The organism is Neisseria sp. P0021.S007, from assembly GCF_051956855.1.
On the sequence record NZ_JBQCXA010000001.1, the window covers coordinates 536,738 to 557,150 of the forward strand.

The 20,413-nt window shown below is 49.6% G+C and carries 22 protein-coding genes; 10 read left to right on the plus strand and 12 right to left on the minus strand.

The features are described 5' to 3' along the window. Window positions 1-45 precede the first annotated feature (45 nt). A complete protein-coding gene (folE2, locus tag ACTHUR_RS02560; protein ID WP_004519889.1) occupies window positions 46-819 on the minus strand; it encodes a GTP cyclohydrolase FolE2 in 774 nt (257 codons plus the stop codon). A gap of 178 nt (window positions 820-997) precedes the next feature. Between folE2 and ACTHUR_RS02565 the strand changes: the two genes are divergently transcribed. From ACTHUR_RS02565 to ACTHUR_RS02585, 5 genes are all read left to right on the plus strand, one after another. After that, window positions 998-2,155 (plus strand): trans-sulfuration enzyme family protein, encoded by a 1,158-nt coding sequence (locus tag ACTHUR_RS02565; RefSeq protein WP_039862178.1) that lies wholly within the window; start codon window positions 998-1,000, stop codon window positions 2,153-2,155. Window positions 2,156-2,221: 66 nt separating this feature from the next. Next, a complete protein-coding gene (locus ACTHUR_RS02570) occupies window positions 2,222-3,091 on the plus strand; it encodes a hypothetical protein (protein ID WP_141744538.1) in 870 nt (289 codons plus the stop codon). 33 nt (window positions 3,092-3,124) lie between these two features. Further along, the gene (locus ACTHUR_RS02575; RefSeq protein WP_039862177.1) at window positions 3,125-3,580 is read left to right on the plus strand and encodes an META domain-containing protein; all 456 of its coding nucleotides are present in this window, start codon (window positions 3,125-3,127) and stop codon (window positions 3,578-3,580) included. 98 nt (window positions 3,581-3,678) lie between these two features. Beyond that, window positions 3,679-4,458, plus strand: a complete 780-nt coding sequence (locus ACTHUR_RS02580) for a ferredoxin--NADP reductase (protein WP_004519886.1) — start codon at window positions 3,679-3,681, stop codon at window positions 4,456-4,458. A gap of 77 nt (window positions 4,459-4,535) precedes the next feature. Continuing rightward, on the plus strand, window positions 4,536-5,543 hold the full coding sequence (locus ACTHUR_RS02585) for an adenosine deaminase (protein ID WP_070695634.1): 1,008 nt from the start codon (window positions 4,536-4,538) through the stop codon (window positions 5,541-5,543). A gap of 54 nt (window positions 5,544-5,597) precedes the next feature. Here ACTHUR_RS02585 and ACTHUR_RS02590 read toward each other — a convergent pair whose 3' ends face one another. After that, the gene (locus tag ACTHUR_RS02590; protein ID WP_003680761.1) at window positions 5,598-6,077 is read right to left on the minus strand and encodes a DUF302 domain-containing protein; all 480 of its coding nucleotides are present in this window, start codon (window positions 6,075-6,077) and stop codon (window positions 5,598-5,600) included. Between the two features lie 131 nt (window positions 6,078-6,208). Then, window positions 6,209-7,261 (minus strand): biotin synthase BioB, encoded by a 1,053-nt coding sequence (gene bioB, locus ACTHUR_RS02595; RefSeq protein ID WP_070461800.1) that lies wholly within the window; start codon window positions 7,259-7,261, stop codon window positions 6,209-6,211. Between the two features lie 217 nt (window positions 7,262-7,478). Here bioB and miaA point away from each other — a divergent pair, with 217 nt between their 5' ends. The 3 genes from miaA to hpnC are packed head-to-tail and all read left to right on the plus strand — an operon-like array spanning window position 7,479 to window position 10,016. Next, entirely contained in the window at window positions 7,479-8,420 is a 942-nt protein-coding gene (gene miaA / locus ACTHUR_RS02600) for a tRNA (adenosine(37)-N6)-dimethylallyltransferase MiaA (protein ID WP_004519883.1), read from the plus strand. A gap of 3 nt (window positions 8,421-8,423) precedes the next feature. Continuing rightward, window positions 8,424-9,146, plus strand: coding sequence for a tRNA adenosine(34) deaminase TadA (gene tadA, locus ACTHUR_RS02605; RefSeq protein WP_004519882.1), 723 nt, complete (start codon window positions 8,424-8,426; stop codon window positions 9,144-9,146). Window positions 9,147-9,200: 54 nt separating this feature from the next. After that, window positions 9,201-10,016 carry a squalene synthase HpnC gene (gene hpnC / locus ACTHUR_RS02610; RefSeq protein WP_004519881.1) on the plus strand — a complete coding sequence of 272 codons (816 nt, stop codon included), beginning with the start codon at window positions 9,201-9,203 and terminating at the stop codon, window positions 10,014-10,016. Between the two features lie 48 nt (window positions 10,017-10,064). Here hpnC and htpX read toward each other — a convergent pair whose 3' ends face one another. The 6 genes from htpX to surE form a co-directional block, all read right to left on the minus strand. Next, window positions 10,065-10,904: a protease HtpX gene (htpX, locus tag ACTHUR_RS02615; RefSeq protein ID WP_004520292.1), complete on the minus strand. Its 840-nt coding sequence runs from the start codon at window positions 10,902-10,904 to the stop codon at window positions 10,065-10,067. 189 nt (window positions 10,905-11,093) lie between these two features. After that, the gene (gene hemF / locus ACTHUR_RS02620; RefSeq protein WP_004520293.1) at window positions 11,094-12,002 is read right to left on the minus strand and encodes an oxygen-dependent coproporphyrinogen oxidase; all 909 of its coding nucleotides are present in this window, start codon (window positions 12,000-12,002) and stop codon (window positions 11,094-11,096) included. A gap of 128 nt (window positions 12,003-12,130) precedes the next feature. Beyond that, window positions 12,131-12,664 carry a C40 family peptidase gene (locus ACTHUR_RS02625; RefSeq protein ID WP_004520294.1) on the minus strand — a complete coding sequence of 178 codons (534 nt, stop codon included), beginning with the start codon at window positions 12,662-12,664 and terminating at the stop codon, window positions 12,131-12,133. Window positions 12,665-12,707: 43 nt separating this feature from the next. Beyond that, window positions 12,708-14,231 (minus strand): phospholipase D family protein, encoded by a 1,524-nt coding sequence (locus ACTHUR_RS02630; protein WP_004520295.1) that lies wholly within the window; start codon window positions 14,229-14,231, stop codon window positions 12,708-12,710. Between the two features lie 78 nt (window positions 14,232-14,309). Further along, the gene (locus ACTHUR_RS02635) at window positions 14,310-15,221 is read right to left on the minus strand and encodes a peptidoglycan DD-metalloendopeptidase family protein (RefSeq protein ID WP_049335267.1); all 912 of its coding nucleotides are present in this window, start codon (window positions 15,219-15,221) and stop codon (window positions 14,310-14,312) included. Window positions 15,222-15,314: 93 nt separating this feature from the next. Further along, a complete protein-coding gene (gene surE / locus ACTHUR_RS02640) occupies window positions 15,315-16,070 on the minus strand; it encodes a 5'/3'-nucleotidase SurE (protein WP_440361119.1) in 756 nt (251 codons plus the stop codon). A gap of 98 nt (window positions 16,071-16,168) precedes the next feature. Here surE and ACTHUR_RS02645 point away from each other — a divergent pair, with 98 nt between their 5' ends. Beyond that, window positions 16,169-16,507 carry a hypothetical protein gene (locus tag ACTHUR_RS02645; protein WP_004520298.1) on the plus strand — a complete coding sequence of 113 codons (339 nt, stop codon included), beginning with the start codon at window positions 16,169-16,171 and terminating at the stop codon, window positions 16,505-16,507. Between the two features lie 54 nt (window positions 16,508-16,561). Here the strand turns inward: ACTHUR_RS02645 and ACTHUR_RS02650 are convergent, their stop codons facing one another. Together ACTHUR_RS02650 and ACTHUR_RS02655 are read right to left on the minus strand one after the other, a co-directional pair. Continuing rightward, window positions 16,562-16,930 carry a rhodanese-like domain-containing protein gene (locus tag ACTHUR_RS02650; protein WP_440361118.1) on the minus strand — a complete coding sequence of 123 codons (369 nt, stop codon included), beginning with the start codon at window positions 16,928-16,930 and terminating at the stop codon, window positions 16,562-16,564. 112 nt (window positions 16,931-17,042) lie between these two features. Further along, entirely contained in the window at window positions 17,043-17,378 is a 336-nt protein-coding gene (locus ACTHUR_RS02655; RefSeq protein WP_440361117.1) for a carboxymuconolactone decarboxylase family protein, read from the minus strand. A gap of 128 nt (window positions 17,379-17,506) precedes the next feature. Here ACTHUR_RS02655 and ACTHUR_RS02660 point away from each other — a divergent pair, with 128 nt between their 5' ends. After that, window positions 17,507-18,463 carry a cupin domain-containing protein gene (locus tag ACTHUR_RS02660; RefSeq protein ID WP_440361116.1) on the plus strand — a complete coding sequence of 319 codons (957 nt, stop codon included), beginning with the start codon at window positions 17,507-17,509 and terminating at the stop codon, window positions 18,461-18,463. A gap of 101 nt (window positions 18,464-18,564) precedes the next feature. On the opposite strand, the gene typA is transcribed toward ACTHUR_RS02660, so the two are convergent. Then, on the minus strand, window positions 18,565-20,376 hold the full coding sequence (typA, locus tag ACTHUR_RS02665; protein ID WP_049335263.1) for a translational GTPase TypA: 1,812 nt from the start codon (window positions 20,374-20,376) through the stop codon (window positions 18,565-18,567). Between the last annotated feature and the right edge of the window lie 37 nt (window positions 20,377-20,413).

Consider the following 20,413-nt stretch of genomic DNA (forward strand, 5'->3'; position numbering starts at 1 on the left):
CGTCTGAAATGTTCAGACGGCCTTTGTTTTTATTCTGCTCGGCTTTTAAGGATAAGCGATATAAGCGTAAGCGGAATGGTTGTGTATCGATTCGAAGTTTTCGCTTTCGACGACGAATGATTCGATGCGTTTGTCTGCAATTAACACCGTGGCCACATCACGAACCATGTCTTCGACAAACTTCGGATTTTCGTATGCTTTTTCCGTTACATACTTCTCGTCAGGGCGTTTGAGCAAACCGTAGAGCTGGCAGCTTGCCTGTGCTTCGACGTAATCGATGATTTCTTCAATGCCTACATCCGCGTTTGCAATAAGACTGACCGTCACATGCGAACGTTGGTTGTGCGCGCCGTATTGGGAAATTTCTTTGGAACACGGACACAAGGAAGTAACCGGAACCATCACTTTCAGGCTGTGGCTGTATGTACCGTTTTTGATTTCGCCGGTCAGGGTAACATCATAGTCGAGCAGCGATTGGATGCCGGAGACGGGCGCACTTTTCTTGCGGAAAAACGGGAAGGTAACGCTGATTTTGCCGGAATGGGAATCCAACAGGGCAACCATATCGGCGGTCAGCTTGTGCAGCGTATCGAAATCCAAAGCATCGGTTTGTTTTTCCATCAGGGCGACAAAGCGCGACATATGCGTGCCTTTTTGGTCGGCAGGCAGGAAAACCGTCATGGTCAGGCGGGCGACGGTGGATTGTTCGCCTTCTTTGCTTTTGAGGGAGATTGGAAAGCGCAGGTCTTTGATGCCGACCTGATTAATCGGCAGGTTGCGTAAATCGCGGCTGGATTGCACGTCTGCAATGGCGTTCATGCGTGGTATGTCCTTCATGATAGGATTGTTGAGATGCGTGTGGAGGGAGTCGGCTCGTGTCGGCCGATTTGCAAATGCGAGATTATATCACTTGCTTTATCCGCCTGCATTGATTGTTTCTATTTTTCAGATAGTGATAAAATCTTCAATTATTCACATCTATATAGGCAGAGACCCAATGAAATTCGCCACGAAAGCCATCCATTCCAGCTACGATTGCGACGAACACAACCGTGCGCTGATGCCGCCGATTTATCAAAACAGTATGTTCGCGTTGCACGAGATTGGCGAAAATGTGCCTTACCGCTACTCGCGCCTGAGCAACCCGACCCGACAGGTCTTGGAAGATACCGTTGCCGATTTGGAGCACGGTGTGGCCGGCTTTGCGTTTTCCAGCGGTATGGCGGGGATTGATGCCGTATGGCGTACTTTCCTGCGCCCGGGCGATACCATTGTCGCAGTCGCCGATATTTACGGCGGCGCTTATGATTTATTGGTCGATGTTTATCAAAAATGGGGTGTGAACGTTGTTTTTGCCGATTTGGGCAATCCGGATAATCTGGACGAGCTGCTTAAAGCGCACAATGTCAAACTGGTTTGGCTGGAAACGCCGTCCAATCCGCTTTTGCGCTTGGTGGACATCAAAGCGCTTGCCGCGAAAGCCAAAGCAGCCGGTGCGCTGGTCGGCATCGACAACACCTTTGCCACGCCGTATCTGCAACAGCCGTTGGATATGGGCTGTGATTTTGTGTTCCATTCCGCTACCAAATATTTGTGCGGCCATTCGGACGTACTGATGGGCGTAGTCGTTGCCAAAACCAAAGAGCTGGCGCAGCCTTTGCACGACATGATGGTGCATACCGGCGCGATTGCAGGTCCGATGGATTGTTGGCTGGTGTTGCGCGGTATTAAAACACTGGCTCTACGCATGAACGCCCATTGCCAAAACGCACTCGAAATCGCGCGCCGTTTGGAAGCCCATCCTGCCATTGAAAAAGTGTTCTATCCCGGCCTGCCGTCTCACGAACATTACGAACTCGCCCAAGCACAAATGCCCAAAGGCATCGGTGGCGTGGTTACGGTTTACCTCAAAAACGACACGCGTGAAGCGGCCAATAGTGTGATTAAAAACATGAAACTGGTCAAAATGGCTTCTAGCCTTGGCGGAGTGGAAAGTTTGGTCAACCATTGCTATTCCCAATCCCACAGCGGCGTGCCGCATGATGTGAAAATGGAAATGGGCATCAAAGTCGGCCTGCTGCGTTTCTCTGTCGGTATCGAAGATGTGGACGATATTTGGAACGATATTTCCAAAGCATTGGATACGACTTTGTAAATAAGGCTTAAAGGCCGTCTGAAGGTGGATAGTTTTTCAGACGGCCTTTAAATTATGGTGATTAAGATGAATATCCCTGAAAAATTTATTCGTCCATTCCCCTCTCCGGAAGAAGTTTTTTCTGAAGAGATAGAGCGACACGCGAAACATTTTTTACCCATTTGTTCGCTTAATCTTCAATTTATACGTCCTGATAGTGAAGAGTTTTGGATACATTTCGTCCAGCCTGCGGAAATTCATTCGGGTTGCGTAGGTGAGCATACATCGGCATTTCATGACCGCTATAATTTTGAGGACAGTATTTGTTTTGATGTCGATGAGAACGGTAAATATCGATTTAATGGCGATTGGCATTTTTTTATTTTGGAAAACAAGGAAATGCCGTCTGAAATTAAAACCAGAATAATGGAACAGGCGCAAAAGATTGCGGAAAAACAGGGTATGAGTTTTGATCAGGCAGCTTGGTATAAAACGCCGCATATTTATCGGCAGGATACGCAGGAAGAATTAGAAAACGTATATAGAATCAATCATCTTTGTTTTAATGCCATCAAAAATTTGTATCTGAAATATGGAAAATTCCTTCAGGGATATGTACCCATTGAGCTGGACAGTAAATATACTTTGGAAGAATTGGTTGCATTGAAGGAAGCTGCAGATTCACAATGTCAGGATGACGGGTTGGATAGAGATTTGATTGAGGATGCCGGCGGATTATCAGAGGGTATGTTGGAAGAAGGTTTTAACCATATTGATGGAATGTTCCAAGAAGAGTACGGTAATTTAGTGGATACACCCAAACGAGATGATGGAAAAGTTTTTTCTTATGTCGGCTATTTGAGCGGATATAAATTTCAGGAATATGGTTGCGATGAGTTGTACCTATTTTTTGATGCGGATAGTAAAAAAGCCGTTGTCCGTTTGGTGTACAGTTAGACGATAAAGAAGATTTCTAAAAAAGGATGAGTCATGAAAACCCTTATTTCAGCAATGATTGGTGCATTTGTATTGGTTGCTTGTTCTACGCCTGCCGATAAGCCTTTATCAAGTCAGCCACATATTTCTTCTAGCAAATCATCTGAATCAAAGCAAATGAAAATGCCTACTTTAGCCGCTAAATGGCGTGTTGTCGCTTTCAATAAATTCACTGAAAAAGAATTGGCAGATAAAAACGCCTATTTGGATTTCAGCAAAATGCCTAAGGCTTATGGCAATATGGGTTGCAACGGTATGATGTTTCAAGCGAATGTAATCGGAGCGGACAAAATTGATTTTGGCCATATTGCGGTAAGTATGATGCTGTGTGAAGACATGAAGCTGGAAGATGCGTTTTTGCGTAAACAAAGCGTGTGGAACTATCGTTTTGATGGTAACGATTTGATTTTGGAACAAAAAGGCATCAATATCCGTTTGCGCCGTGAATAATCTTAAAGGCCGTCTGAAAATAAATATTTCAGACGGCCTTTTGAATCTTTATAATAAGCCCTATTTGAAACTGATACCGAATATCAAGGAAACCTATTATGGCAGCTTCTCCAGAAGCCAAGTTTACAGAAGAAAAAGTCTTGTGGATCAAACACTATACGCCCAAGCTGATGACTTTTGCCATCAGCCGCCCTGAGTCCTACCGTTTTTCGGCAGGGCAGTTTTCGCGCCTTGGTTTCCGTGACGGCGAGGGCTTTATTTGGCGCGCGTATTCTGTCGTGTCTGCCGAATACGCCGATACGCTTGAGTATTTCGCAGTATTAATCGAAGGCGGCCCGATGTCGGCGCGTTTTGCTGCGATGAAAGAGGGCGATACTATTTTGCTGGATAAAACGGCTACCGGTTTCCTCTTGCCCGAGCGTTTCCCCGACGGCAAAGATTTGGTTATGCTCTGCACGGGTTCAGGCATTGCGCCTTTCCTCTCTATTATTGAGCAGCCTGAAATTTGGCAGCGTTTCGACCGTTTGGTTTTGGCGCATTCCGTCTCTTACGCCGACGAGTTGATTTTCAACCAGCGCCTTGCCGATTTGAAAGAGCATCCGCTGATTGAAGAATATTTCCATAAATTCACTTTTGTTCCGGTCACCACGCGTGAGGAAACGGAAGGCGCATTGAGTGGCAAACGGATTCCCGAATTGCTGAAGAATGGCGGCTTGGAAGAAAAAGTCGGCTTCAAGTTCACCAAGGCCGATACGCGCTTTATGGTCTGTGGCAATCCGGCAATGGTCAAAGACACTTTCCAAGCCTTGATGGATTTGGGCTACGCTATGCACCGCAACCGCATCCCCGGCGAAATCATGATGGAAAATGGTTTTTAACAGATAAATGGTCAAAGGCCGTCTGAAAGTTTCAGACGGCCTTCAATATTAAATATAAACAGAAAATCAGAGAAAATATGAATATCAAACAATTTATCCAAGCCCTGCCCAAAGCCGAGTTGCACGTTCATATCGAAGGGACGTTTGAGCCGGGGCTGATGTTTGAAATCGCCAAGCGCAACCATATAGCAATTCCTTATGAAAATGTCGATGCGGTACGGCAGGCTTATGATTTTCACAATCTGCAGTCGTTTTTGGATATTTATTATGCCGGTGCCGGCGTATTGTTGCACGAGGCGGATTTTTACGATTTGACCCGCGCGTATCTTGAGCGTTGCCGTGAAGACAATGTCGTGCATACGGAAATATTTTTCGATCCGCAAACCCATATTGCGCGGGGTGTGGCGTTTGAAACCGTGATTAACGGCATTGTCCGCGCCTGTCATGAAGCCGGACAGCAATGGGGAATAAGCACGCGTTTGATTATGTGTTTCCTGCGTCATTTGTCGGAAGAAAGCGCATTTGAAACCTTAAATCAGGCTTTGCCTTATAAGGAACACATCATTGGCGTAGGCTTGGATTCGAGCGAGCAGGGGCATCCGCCGTCCAAGTTCGAGCGCGTGTTTGCGCAGGCGCGGGCGGAGGGTTTGTTGACGGTGGCACATGCCGGAGAAGAAGGCCCGCCGGAATATGTTTATGAGGCTTTGGACTTGCTGCATATCCGCCGTATCGATCATGGCGTACGGGCGGAAGAAGATGAGGCCTTGATGGCGCGTTTGATTAAAGAACAAATGCCGTTGACCGTTTGCCCGTTGAGCAATTTGAAATTAAAAGTGTTCCCTGAAATGGCGAAACACAATTTGCGCCGTATGTTGCAACGCGGCGTCTTGGTAACCGTCAATTCCGATGATCCGGCATATTTCGGCGGCTATATGAACCGCAATTTTGAAGCGCTTGCCGAGGCTTTGGATTTGAGTGCGGAAGAAATCAAAACCTTGTGCGCCAATTCGTTCCGCGCTTCGTTTTTGAGCGAGGCGGAAAAGGAAGAATGGATACGGAAGATTGAAGGTTTTGATGCTGAATAACGATAAAAGGCCGTCTGAAAAAGTTTTAGACGGCCTTTTATGTCGGCGACGGGCTTATTCGCCTACGGTTTTTTGTATCAGTTTTTCGGCGTTTGCCAAAGTGTTTGCCACTTCGTCAAAACCGATGCGGCTGCCGGCGATGAGGGCGCGCGTATCGGTATAGGCGGCGCGTACTTTGCCGTCCGTTTCGGTAACGAGGACGCGCAGGGGCAGTTGCAGGGCGAAGGCGGGGTCTTTGACCATCAGCGGCGTGCCGGCTTTGGGCGTGCCGAAGACGATGACTTTTGCCGGCTGCATCGTTAAGCCGTTTCGGCGGGCGGCTTCCTGATGGTCAATGACGGCAAAAATGTCCATTCCTTTGCTTTTTATGGCGGTTTCAAGGCGGCTGACGGTTTCGTCAAAGCTGTATTTTGAGGTGAGGGTATGCGTGGTCATAGCGGTTTCGTTTTGGGTGGACGGTTCGCCGGTAGGATGTGCCGAAGCGGTTGAAATGCAGAGTGCGGATGCGGCAATCAGGGGGAGTATGTGTTTCATCGTATTTCCTTATTGGTTTGTTTATCAGGCTTCGGACGGGGCGGCACGCGCCGCGCCTGATGTTGCGCCGCGTGCCGGAGTGCCGTATGCCGTCTGAAAGCCTGTCCTTTCAGACGGCATTATGATGGCGGTTAATAGTCGACTTTGATTTTGGGTGTTTCCTGCGCGGCTTTGTATTCTTCTTCCAATTCAAAGCGCAGCGGATACAAATTCAATTTTTCCATTAGCAGGCGGTCGCCGTCTTCGTCCGGATTGCCCGTAGTCAGCAGCTTGTCGCCGTAGAAAATCGAGTTTGCGCCAGCCATGAAACACATGGCCTGCATGGATTCCGGCATATTGCTGCGGCCTGCGGACAGGCGGACGTAGCTCTCGGGCATGGTAATGCGCGCCACAGCGATGGTGCGGACAAATTCTGTCCAGTCCAAATCTTCGGCATCGGCCAGCGGCGTGCCTTCCACTTTGACCAACTGGTTGATCGGCACGCTTTCGGGTTGCGGGTCGAGGTTGGCAAGGCTGGCAATCAGGCCTGCGCGTTCGGCGCGGGTTTCGTTCATGCCGACGATGCCGCCGCAGCAGACTTTCAAACCGGCATTGCGGACTTTGCCCAAAGTATCCATGCGGTCTTCGTGTTTGCGGGTGTGGATGATGTCGTTGTAGCGTTCAGGGTCGGTGTCGAGGTTGTGGTTGTAGTAGTCCAGACCGGCTTTTTTGAAGTCTTCAGCCATGCCGTCTTCGAGCATGCCGAAGGTGCCGCACACTTCCATGCCCAAGCCTTTCACCGCGCTGATGATTTCGGAAACGACAGCCACGTCTTTGGGTTTGGGGCCGCGCCATGCCGCGCCCATGCAGAAACGGCTGGCGCCGCGAGATTGGGCAATTTTGGCTTTTTCGACGATTTCGTCCACATCCATCATTTGCTCTTTGCCCAGATTGGTGTTGTGGTGTGCCGATTGCGGGCAGTAGGCGCAGTCTTCGGGGCAGCCGCCGGTTTTGATGGAGAGCAGGGTGGAAAGCTGGATTTCGCGCGGGTTGAAGTTTTGGCGGTGGATTTCGGCGGCTTGGAAAACGAGGTCGAGGAAAGGCAGTCCGAATAAAGCCTCGACATCGCATTTTTTCCAATAACGCGCAGTCGGATGCGGCTTGCGCTCGGTTTGACGGCGCAAGGCTACGGGAGATACGGTCATAGTGTGTTCTTTCGTGTTTACAGCGACGCAGTGTCGCTGACGGCTTGACTGCCGGCGCAATGACGGCAGCAGCAGGTTTGAAATCAATATAAAAGGCCGTCTGAAACGGCGCAGCAAGTGTAACGCTTTTGATAATGTAGAGCAAATGTTTCAGACGGCCTGAAATATGGTTTGCCCGGGTTTGCTATAATCGCATTTTTAATTTTTCCGTTTTCTTATGAACGCGCCCAAAGCCTTCGCCGTACTCGGCCCGACCGCCGGCGGTAAAACCGCACTGGCCTTAAATATTGCCCGATCGTTGCCGGTAGAAATCATCAGTTTGGATTCCGCGCTGGTGTATTGCGGCATGGACATCGGTACGGCCAAGCCGACTGCCGAAGAGCTTGTTGCCGTACCGCATCATTTGATTGATATTATCTCGCCGCTGGAAAGTTACAGCGCGGCGGATTTTGTCGGCGACTGCGTGCGCTTGGTGAACGAAATACATGCGCGCGGTCGCTATCCGCTGATTGTCGGCGGCACGATGATGTATTTCCATGCGCTGACGGAAGGTTTGAACGATTTGCCCGGCGCGGATGCGGCGGTGCGCGCACAGCTTCAGGCGGAAAAAAAAGAACACGGTTTGGCAGGCCTGTATCGCCGTTTGCAGGAAGTTGACCCGATAACGGCAGGCCGTCTGAAAGCCAATGACAGCCAGCGTATTGAGCGCGCTTTGGAAGTCTATCTTCTGACCGGCAGGCCTTTGAGCGAACATTTCACAGAGCAGAAGCAGGCTGCGTCTTTATTGGATTTATGCACGGTTGCCCTTATCCCCGAAGACCGCCATTTGTTACACCAGCAAATCGAAAAACGCTTTTTAAGTATGCTGGAGCACGGTTTCCTAGATGAAATACACGCCTTACGCCGCGATTATCCGCAACTGCATGCCGATATGCCGTCTATGCGCTGCGTGGGCTACCGTCAGGCTTGGGATTATCTCGAAGGCGAAACCGATTATGACACCTTTGTCGAAAAAGGCATTATCGCCACGCGCCAGCTTGCCAAACGCCAGTTGACCTGGTTGCGGAAAATTCCTTTGGCGCACACGTTAGATCCTTACGCAGACAGCGATTATGTTCAAACGGCCTTAGCCTTGGCGCGTCAGCATTTTCAGGAATAATCCATGCTGACTACGCCACCACTTGCCCCTAAAGCATTGACCGCGCTAAAAGAATTGGGTATTTGTACGCTGGAAGATTTACAGGAAATCGGCGCAGTCCACGCATTTCTATTGCTGAAAGCGTCGGGTTTGACCGTAACCAAAAGCACCTTATGGCAACTGGCTGCGTTGGTTTCAGGTGTGGATGCCCGGCGTATTTCCGAGGAGAGAAAGACGGAGCTGTGCGAGGATTTGAAAAAACATCCGCCTGTTGCCGTTTTCCCTTCGCAAAGCGATATGGAAACCTTTATGCGGTTGGCGATAGAACAGGCCAAACAATCGGCGGTATTGGGCGAAGTGCCGGTTGGCGCGGTCATCGTATATCAAGGCGAGGCAATCGCAGCGACACACAATACCTGCATTGGCGACCACAATGTCAGCCATCATGCCGAAATCAACGCGCTTGCCGCCGCAGGTAAGACCTTGCAAAACTACCGTTTGGAAGACTGCGACGTGTACATTACCTTAGAGCCTTGCTCCATGTGCGCATCTGCCTTGATACAGGCGCGGGTCGGGCGTGTGATTTATGGTGCGGCTGAAGCTAAAACCGGTGCGGCAGGCAGCGTGGTCGATTTGTTTGCCGACAAACGTCTGAACAAGCATACCGCAATTTTGGGCGGCATATTGGCAGAAGAATGCCAAAGCGTATTGCAGGATTTCTTTGCGGCCAAACGTAAGGCCGTCTGAATTTCAGACGGCCTGTCAGCAAAAACACTTTATTTTAAATTTTCGGATTTCCCCATGTCAGTCAATCATTACGAAAACTTCCCAGTCGGCTCTATTGTGCTGCCGCGCCGTTTGCGCAAGCCGGTTCACGCCGTTTACGCTTTTGCGCGGACGGCGGACGATATTGCCGACGAAGGCAATGCCGAAGCAGTCGAACGCCTGCGCCAACTGGACGAACTGAAGGCAGAGTTAGACCGCATTACACAAGGTGGGAAATCGCAAACAGCTTTGATGCAGCGTTTGTACAACGAAGCGATTGAGCCGTTTCAATTACCGTTGCAGCTGTTTTACGATTTGTTGGCGGCGTTCAGTCAGGATGTGGTCAAAAACCGTTATGAAAATTTTGGCGAATTGATTGCCTATTGCCGTTTGTCCGCCAATCCGGTGGGGCGCATTATGTTGCATTTGTACGGGCAAACCGATGAAGTGAGCATAGCGCAAAGCGACGGCATTTGCACTGCCTTGCAGCTGATTAATTTCTGGCAGGACGTGGCGGCAGATTGGCAGAAAGGGCGCGTGTACATCCCTCAGGAAGATTTGCAGAAGTTCAAAGTCAGCGAAGAACAGATTGCGGCCGGCAAAGCCGACTTTGCTTTTCAACGACTGATGGCACACGAGTGTCAACGTGCCTTTCAAATACTGAAGGCCGGTTCGCCGTTGGGCAAAACCCTCAAAGGACGAATCGGTTTTGAGTTGCGCATGATTATTGTCGGCGGCCAGTTGATTTTGCAGAAACTGGACGGTTGCAAATATGACGTGTTTAACCAGCGGCCGCTGTTGGATAAGAAAGACTGGATGATTATCATCAAACGGGCTTTGATGAAGAAATAAAAAAAGGCCGTCTGAAATTGATGTTTCAGACGGCCTTGATGTTTTCGATTAGCGGTTTTTCAAACGGTTGATGCGGTTGTCCAAAGAAGGATGGGTGCTGAACCAAGAATCTTTGGCTTCGCTGGCAATGCCCATTGCGGTCATGGTTTGCGGCAGATCGCTGGTGCTGCCTTTTAAGCGTTGCAGGGCGGCAATCATTTTCGGCGCGCCCACCAGTTTTGCAGCGCCCGCATCGGCGCGGTATTCGCGTTGGCGGCTGAACCACATCACAATGATGCTGGCGAGGAAGCCGAATACGATCTGCAATACCATGCTGACCATGAAATATGTACCTTGCGACGTACTGCCGTCATTGTTGCGCGCCACCATGCTGGAAACAATACGCGCCAAGAAGACAACAAAAGTATTCACAATACCTTGAATCAGTGTCAGCGTTACCATATCGCCGTTGCCGACGTGTGCCATTTCATGCGCCAAAACGGCTTCGACTTCATCGCGGGTCATGTGGTCGAGCAGGCCGGTGCTGACAGCGATGAGCGAGCTGTTTTTGGTCGCGCCGGTTGCAAAGGCATTAGGCTCTGGGGAGTCGTAAATGGCTACTTCGGGCGTTTTCAGATTCCATTGGCGGGCTTGCGCTTCAACAGTTGCCAACAGCCAAGCTTCTTCTTCGCTTTGGGGCTGGTCGATGACGACGGCGCCGACCGAATGTTTGGCAATGGTTTTCGACATCAGCAAAGAGACAATCGAGCCGCTGAAGCCGACGACTGCGGAATAAGCCAACAGGCTGCCGACTTGGTCGGTACTGTTGATGCCCAAGATGGCCAAAATAATACGGATGACAACCAGAACTGCGATATTGGTTGCGATAAATAAGAAAATGCGTTTCACCGATTATTCCTTTTTAGTGTGGTTTGTGAGGTGATTTTTATATGGGCGCATTGTCTCAAAAACTCTATAGAGATGAAACAGCATGATAGGCAAAGGTATGCAAATTCAAAGCAATTGAAGCAAAGGCCGTCTGAAAAGGTAGTCTCAACCAGTGAGAATCGCTTTTCAGACGGCCTCTTATAGGTAAAACTATCTGCCGGCTTCTTCCAGCCAGTTGCGCGGTATAAGGAATTGATTGAGGCGTGCTTCGGGTGAACCTTCTTCCGGCACATATTGATACTCGAAGCGTACCAAAGGCGGCATGGACATCAAAATGCTTTCCGTACGGCCGCCGCTTTGCAGGCCGAACAGCGTGCCTCTGTCCCAAACCAAGTTAAACTCGACATAGCGTCCGCGACGGTAGAGTTGGAAATCTCGTTCACGTTCTCCATAAGGCGTGTTTTTACGTTTGGCCACAATCGGCAGATACGCTGCGATATAGCCTTCCCCAACCGCCTTGATAAAATTCAGGCAGGTATCGAAATCCCAACGGTTTAAATCGTCAAAAAACAGGCCGCCCACGCCGCGTGTTTCGTTACGGTGTTTCAAGTAGAAATATTCGTCACACCATTGTTTGAATTCAGAATAAACCGATTCGCCAAATGGCGTGCATACGTCTCGCACCACTGTGTGCCAATGCACGATATCTTCTTCAAAAGGATAAAACGGCGTCAAATCAAAGCCGCCGCCAAACCACCAAACCGGCTCGGCATTTTCAGGATAGGCAATAAAAAAGCGCACATTGGCATGGCTGGTCGGGACATAAGGATTTTTCGGATGAATGACCAGCGACACGCCCATGGCTTCAAACGCCGCGCCTGCCAATTCAGGACGATGGGCAGTGGCAGAAGCCGGCATTTTGGTTCCCTTTACATGCGAAAAATTTACACCGGCCTGCTCGAATACTGCGCCGTTTTTCAATACGCGGGTTTCGCCGATACCCAGTTTCCCCGTCCACGCTTCATGCACAAATTTGGCTTCGCCATCTTCTTGCTCCAGCGCGGCGCAGATTTGGTTTTGCAGGGTTTTGAGGAGGGTTAGAACGGATTCTGTGTGCATGATATTTCCTTGATGGTGTTTTGTTATGGGTAAATTTTTGCAGGGCTTATCTTGTAATCAAGCTTGACTCATCAGCAATAGATTGAAAGGTATCGATGATGTGGCGATACCTTTCAGACGGCCTTGATTTATTCAGTAAAAAAGGTATGTGCGCCCAAATAGTTTTTGGCGTAGAACGGGGTGGAAAGTTTTTCGGTTTTGATGGTTTTGCCGCTGCTGGGGGCGTGGATGAATTCGCCGTTGCCGATGTAGAGGCCGACATGGGAATATTTGTGTGCGCCGCCGGTATTGAAAAAGACAAGATCGCCGGCTTTTAATTTGTCATCGGAAATTTTACGGCTGGCTGCGGCCATATCGCGTGCGGTGCGTGGCAGATTGACATTGAGGGCGTTTTTATAGACGAATTGGATCATGCCGCTGCAGTCAAAGCCTGTGGCTGTGGTACTGCCGCCCCATTTGTAGGGCGTGCCGATCAGGCCCATGCTGTGAAGCATCAATTCCTGCGAACCTTGTGTGCGGTCAATATGGGAAATGCGGACAGGTTGGACTTTTCTGGCGGTTATTTGCGGCTTGTGGGATTTGTGTTTGCTGGTGGTGCCGCAGGAGGCCAACAATAGGCTGGTGGTACAAACAAATAGGGTTTTGCAGATGAGTCGAGACATGGTGAATTTCTCCGGTCGCATGATTTATGTTTTCAGACGGTCTCTATAATAATCCTTCTATGGGCAGGATGGACAGGATTTTTGAAGTAACCCGTTTCCAGAATTTGGCTTCTGGTTCTTGTGCGTAAGTTCGTTTTTCACTTGGGTCATACCAGTATAGTTTATTGTAATTGCCAAGCGTTACCTGATAGGCGTAGTTTGGGGTGGTCGTAACGAGGGTGCGCTGCATTTGGCCTGCGATTTGGGGACTTTCGATGACGACACCCATTTCGGTATTGAGGCGTGCGGAACGTGGGTCGAGGTTGAATGAGCCGATGAAAATGCGTTTCTCGTCCACGATGAATGTTTTGGCGTGCAAGCTGGTGGCGGAGCTACCGGTCAAGCCGCGGTCTTTGGAGGTCGGAACGGCGTGGTTGGGCTGGAGCTCATAGAGTTTGACCCCAGCTTTAAGCAAGGGCTTGCGGTATTTGACGTAGCCGGAATGGACGGCGGCAACGTCGGTTGCTTGGAGCGAATTGGTCAAAACGGTAACGTCCACGCCGTTGTGAATCAGCTTTTCTATGGCTTTAACGCCCGATTTTGTGGGCACAAAATAGGGTGAGACAAGGTAAACGCTTTTTTCAGGTTGCTTGAGGGCGTCTTGTAGGCGTTCGGAAATAGGCGGTTTATGCCGGTCACGGTCTAAGCCTTTGGCCGGGTCATCGCTGATCAGGCGTGTGCTGACACTTTGCCACTCCATAAGGTTGCTCTGTATTTTTTGATAGAGGTTGGAGTGTTCAATGCTTTGACGGTAGCGGATGAGCGTTTGGTTTTTATCTTGGTCGGTGTAATTAAGTTCGGCTAGTCCTTTTTGCAGGTTTCCCCGTTTGATTATGCTACTTGCATTGTAGGCGGAATGGCTTGCCCAGTAGCGGTCGAAGTCTTGGGACACTTCTGTTACTACGCGTCCTGTTGCGAGGATATCGAGGTCGGCAAAGATGGTATCGTCGTTAACCTTAAAATATTCGTCGCCGATATTGCGTCCGCCCAAAATGGTGGCACGGTTGTCGGCGGTAAAGGATTTGTTGTGCATTCGGCGGTTAAGTCGCGGAAAGTCGGCAACGTAGCCGAGCGCACGCCATTTTCTGAAAATGAAGGGATTAAACAGACGGACTTCGATATTGGGATGATTGTCGAGTGCCAGCAGGAGATCATCCATGCCGTTGGTGTTGTTGTCGTCCAGAAGCAAACGCACACGGACGCCGCGTTCGGCCGCGCGATGAATCAGGTTGAACAAAAGCTTGCCGGAGATGTCGTTGTGCCAGATATAGTACTGCAAATCAAGAGTATGGTCGGCGGCTTCAATTAAGGCTGCTCGGGCAACAAAGGCTTCATGGGCATCGTTCAGCAGATAGATATGGGAAATATCGGCCTTGGAGGGGGTAGAAGGAATACCTAAGGCGCTGTCCAGTCGCGGCGTTGAAGGGATGTCAAGATAACTGCTTTGGGTGCGTTCGTCCAATGATGGCAAAAACGCGGCGCAACCGCCCAATAGCAGGGTATAAAGAAGAGGAAGATGAAATTTCATGGGAAACCGGTACAAACAATCCCTACCTAAATGATATTTAGGCAGGGATTGAATTGAAATTAGGTTGCTTGAATCAGCTTAGAAGGCAACATAATTTGCCGGATTGACTGGTTTGCCGTTTTGACGGATTTCAAAGTGCAACTGAGTGCGGGATGCATCGGTATTACCCATGTGCGCAATGGTTTGACCGCGTTTCACGGTTTGGTTTTCATTAACCAGCAGGCGTTGGTTGTGACCGTATGCGCTCAAGAATGAGGAGTTGTGTTGGATGATGACCAAGTTGCCGTAACCGCGCAAGCCTGAGCCTGCGTAAACGACTTTACCGTCTGCCGCTGCAACAACAGGCTGGCCTTGCGTACCGGCGATATCCACACCTTTGTTGCTGCCGCCGAAGTTGGCGATAACGTTACCGGTAGTCGGACGCTGCCATGTGATGCCGCTGACGTTGCGGCTGCTGCCGGTAGATACGGTCGGTGTATTGGCAGGCGTGCTTGGAGTCGGAGCAGTAGTTGTAGTTGTTGGAGTAGAAGGTTTGCTTGCAGAAGCTGCAGGTGCAACGTAGCCTTCAGGTTTCACACGGAGGGTTTGACCAATGCTGATGGTGTTGTCGGCCAAGTTATTCCATGCACGCAGATTGTCTTGGGTAATGTTGTAGCGTTTGGAGATGTTGTAAACGGTATCACCACGAACAACGGTATGTGTCGCTGCATTAATATCAACAGGCGCATAAGAAGGCGTGTAAGTGCCGGTGCTGCCGCTGTTGTACGTTGGAGCAGGTGTACTTACCGGCGGAGTGTATGGAGCATCTGCCGCTGGGCTGGTGTTGGTATTGTAAGGCGCTGCACCGTAAGGATTGTCAGCGGTAGAGCTTGTTGTTGAACCACCGCTTTGTGTGCCGACGACTACAGGAGCCGGTTGTTGGCTGGCACAGGCTGCAAGTAATAAAACCAAAGCTGCCGATCCGGCATAAGATACACTTTTTTTCAACATGTTAATGACTTTCGTATTCGGGTAATTGTTCTCGTCGAGGCATATCATAATAAAAATATGCTTGTTTCTCAAGTGTTCGGCTGTTAGGGACTGTTAAGGCGCAGGGATTTCTGACCAAAAGGAAGCGGTTTGCTCCATTTGTCCGTAGGCAGTCAAATCGACTTGCAGGGGGGTAATCGTGATGAAGCCGGACGCGCATTCGCCAAAGTCGGTACCTTCTTCGCTGTCGGAAACATCGCCGACCGGCCCAATCCAATAAATTTGTTCGCCACGTGGATTATACATGGGAACAATGCTTTGTTCATGATGACGACGGCCGAGCCGTGTAATTTTTATGCCTTGGATATCCTCAGGTGCGACGGCAGGGATATTGATGTTCCATAAGATGGGTTTGGAAATAGGGCGTTTGAGAAAGTAGGAAAGCAGTATCCAAGCGGCTTTTTCCGCGGTTTCCCAATAACGGCCGCTGGAGTCGGCAAGCGAAAAAGCAATGGCGGGAATGCCCATTAAATAGGCTTCAGTCGCGGCGGCAACCGTACCGGAATAAAGCGTATCGTCGCCCATATTTGCGCCGTTGTTAATGCCGGACAAGACTAAGTTGGGTTTGAAGTCGGCAAGGGCATGCTGGCCGACATGAATGCAATCGGTGGGGGTGCCGTTCACATAGTAAAACCCGTTTTCCGCCTGTTTCAGTTGTAAAGGACGGTCTAGAGTCAGGGAATTGCTGACGCCGCTGCGATCGCGTTCGGGCGCAACCACCCTGACATTGGCAAATTCTGCACACACTCTTGCCAAAACAGCCAAACCGGGCGCAAGATAACCATCGTCGTTTGAGATTAATATGTTCATGTGACAATATTGTGTCTATCGGTAAGATGGACGGTATTGTACTGGTTTGCTTGAGCGATTGTCCACGAATCGGCAACGTTTGGGCGGAAAGGATAATAATGAAACATTATGAGTTAGACCCCAAAGCTTTATTGGGCGGCGTGATTGCTTCAGACGGCAATCAGGAGATTGTTCAGCTTTCACTGCAGAAGAATAATGAAATTCCGGCATATGAGGCGGATGCGATTATTTTGCTTTTGGTTTTAAACGGCAAAGCCGAAATCAAAACGGTGGACGAAGTTTTGCAAACCGAAGGCTTGCAAGTTATCCGTCTTGAGCCGATGGAAGCGCACAGCATTCGCGCGTTGGCCGATAACACCAATATTTTGGTTATCAAACAATTAATTCACGAAACCGGTCTCAGCAAACGTTTGAGATTTGGAAGTTGCTGTCTGTAATGCAATAAAGGCCGTCTGAAAAGTTTCAGACGGCCTTTTTAAAATCAACTAGATTTATTTCAAACCTTTTTTCACCAAGTCTTCATAACCGCCATGGTTGGTTACGTTGGTGTAGCCGGCTTTTTTCAGCTCAGTCAGCGCGGCTTCTGCACGGCGGCCGCTGCGGCAGTAGAGGTTTACCGGTGCGTTTTTATCCGGGCTGACGGATTTGATGCGGTCAACGATTTGGTCATGCGGAATATTGAGCGCACCTTGCAAATGGCCTTCTTTAAATTCTTCGGCAGAGCGGACATCAATCCAAACGCCTTTTGCTTTTGCAGGCTGTGCCGCAATTTTTTCAACTTTAGGCATAGAGGCAGCGGAAGCGGCCAAAGGAGTGGCAACAGCGGCGGCAAAAAGTACGGCGGTCAGCAGTTTCTTCATGGTTCAATCTCCTATTAGACAGAAAACAATATGATAACTTTATCAGTTTAGCATTTCATCAGGCCGTCTGAAAGGGGAGTTGGCTTTCAGACGGCCTGATTTTACAAACCGATTAGCGTTGGGTTTCTACTGCTTCCAAAGCGCGTAAAGCGTAGGTATAAGCGGCACCAGCGTTCAGGGCGATAGCAGTGGCCAATGCGCCGGCGATTTCACTTTCGGTTGCACCTGCTTTGGCTGCGGCGGCTGCATGCACGCTAATACAGCTTTCGCAACGTGTGGTAATAGCAACGGCAATGGCAATCAGTTCGCGTGTTTTGGCATCCAGTGCTTCGGCAGCGGCTGCTTGATCCAGTACGCCGTAGGCTTGCAGCATTTTAGGATGGTTTTTACCCAATTCGCCGAATGCTTTTTTTACCAAGGCGGTATGTTCAGGCCAGTCTTTAAACATGATATGTCCTTTCTTAATGTGAGTGGATAAGATAAAAAATCCTATCCGTTTGTATTTGGTGTGTGTATTATTGCAATAATTTGAAGATTTAAATCGTCAAAACATCTCATTTATTGGTAAAAAACACTATGGATATTTTGGATAGGCTGGTCGAATTGGCGCAGGTAAAAGGCAGCGTGGATGTTCAATGTCTTTTTCGGGGGGAATGGTATGTGCGGCATGAACCAAAGCGTGCGCATGGTTTGGTACATATCGTAACTGCCGGTTCGGGTTATATCCGAATTGATGGGGAGCAAGAGGCTAGGCTGCTGAGTGCGGGGGATATCATTTTTTTTCCGCGCAGCGTAGGGCATACTTTGAGCAACGACAGCAGTTGTGAAAATCTCGGTGTCAGCGTGCTGACGAGTGAAAAAGGCGCATTTAAAGTCAAGCAGAGTCATGCAGGAGGCGATGCGGCTTTGCATCTTTTCTGCGCGCGGTTTGAATATGAAGCGCAGGCGGATATTATGGCGGGACTGCCTGATACTGTTTTGCTGAATATCAACCATCCTTCTTTACAGTATTTGGTGGCATTGTTGCAATATGAGAGCGGTCAGGCTTTGTCCGGCTCGGTAGCGGTCGTGAACGCATTGGCTTCGGTGTTGCTGGTATTTCTACTTCGAGCCAGCCTGGAGAAAAATGGGGCAGCGCAATTAAGCGGTTTGCTGAATGGTTGGCAGGACAAACGTTTGCGGAATTTGCTTCAGGCAGTAGTGGATAAGCCGGAAGAGGAATGGAATATCGAGAAAATGACCGAGATGGCCAACTTATCTCGCGCCCAGTTGATGCGGGTATTTAAGCAGCAGACGGGAACAAGCCCTCATGCTTTTGTAAACAGTATCCGCTTGCAGCAGGGGGCGTTATTGTTAAAGCAGACAGCCGATTCGGTTTTATCGGTTGCGCTCTCGGTGGGTTTTCAATCGGAAACGCATTTTGGCAAGGCATTTAAAAAGCAATATGGGATATCGCCGGGGCAATATCGTAAGAATGATCGCGCTGATGAAGCAGCAGTACAAGCGGAAGAAATGCCGATTTACTTTATTTGAACAGATGATAAAAGGCCGTCTGAAAGTGTAAAAATGAAATCTAGGATTTCCAAAACACTTTTCAGACGGCCTCAATTTTAAAACGTATCAATCAAACAGAATTAGTCCAGTTTTTTGAAATGACGGCGACGTTCCAATTCGCTCAGGTAGCGTTTACGCAGGCGGATGGATTGTGGCGTGATTTCAACCAGTTCGTCATCGTCGATGAACTCAACTGCACCTTCCAAAGTCAATTTGATAGGCGTAGTCAGGCGCACGGCTTCATCTGTACCGCTGGCGCGGACGTTGGTCAGTTTTTTACCTTTCAGAGGGTTTACCACCAAGTCGTTGTCGCGGCTGTGAATACCAATAATCATACCTTCGTAGACTTTGTCGTTTGGAGAAACGAACATACGGCCGCGGTCTTCCAAGTTCCACAGGGCGTAAGCAACAGCTTCACCTTGCTCTTGAGAAACCAGGACGCCGTTGTGACGACCTGGCATATCAGGTTTAACCGGAGCATAGTCGTCAAAAACGTGGCTCATCAAGCCGGTACCGCGGGTCAAGGTCATAAATTCACCTTGGAAACCGATCAGGCCGCGTGCAGGAATATGGTATTCCAAACGTGTACGACCGTTACCGTCGCTTTCCATATTGGTCAATTCGCCACGGCGGCGGCCGAGTTCTTCCATGACCGCGCCTTGGTTTTCATCCGGCACATCCACAGTCAGATTTTCGTAAGGCTCGCATTTTTGACCGTCAATTTCACGGAATACCACGCGCGGTTTGCCGACTGCCAATTCAAAGCCTTCGCGGCGCATGTTTTCCAACAAAATGGTCAAGTGCAATTCGCCGCGGCCAGAAACGCGGAAAACGTCGGCATCGGCTGTATCTTCAACACGCAGGGCAACGTTGGTCAGCAATTCTTTTTGCAGGCGGTCGCGGATTTGGCGGGAAGTCACGAATTTGCCTTCAGTACCGGCAAGAGGAGAAGTGTTGACCATAAAGTCCATGGTCAGGGTCGGCTCGTCCACGCTCAACATAGGCAAGCCTTTGGGATTGTCTTTGTCGGTAATGGTTACGCCGATACCGATGTCTTCAATGCCAGAAATAATCACGATGTCACCGGCCTCAGCTTCTTCCAAAGGTACGCGTTCCAAGCCTTGGAAGCCCAACAGCTGGTTGATGCGGCCTTGGGCGACTTGTTCTTCATGATTCATGACGGCAACGACTTGGCCGGGTTTGATGCGGCCGTTCAGGATGCGGCCGATGCCGAGGCGGCCGGTGTAGTTGTCGTAGTCCAGTTGGGAAATTTGCAGTTGCAGCGTTTTGTCCGCGCTGCCGCTTGGTGCAGGCGTGTGTTTCAAAATGGTCTCGAACAGAGGGCGCATGTCGCTGCTCTCGTCGTTTTCATCCAGTTTGGCAAAGCCGGACAGGCCGGAAGCATAGACGATAGGGAAGTCCAATTGTTCGTCGGTTGCGCCCAAGTTGTCGAACAATTCGAATGTTTGGTCGATAACCCAGCTTGGACGGGCAGATGGTTTGTCGATTTTGTTGATAACAACGATAGGTTTAAGACCCAAAGCCAAGGCTTTTTTGGTCACGAAACGGGTTTGCGGCATAGGGCCTTCTTGTGCGTCAACCAACAGTACGACGCAGTCAACCATGCCCAATACACGTTCCACCTCGCCACCAAAATCAGCGTGTCCCGGGGTATCTACGATGTTAATGTGGTAGCCTTCGTATTCGATGGCGGTATTTTTAGCGAGAATGGTAATGCCGCGTTCTTTTTCAAGATCGTTGCTGTCCATGACGCGTTCTTCGACTTGCTGGTTGGAACGGAATGTACCGGACTGACGCAGCAACTGGTCAACTAATGTGGTTTTGCCATGGTCGACGTGGGCGATGATGGCAATATTGCGGATTTGTTTCATGATAATTTATGTGTTTCAGCTAGGTGCTTAAAAAAAA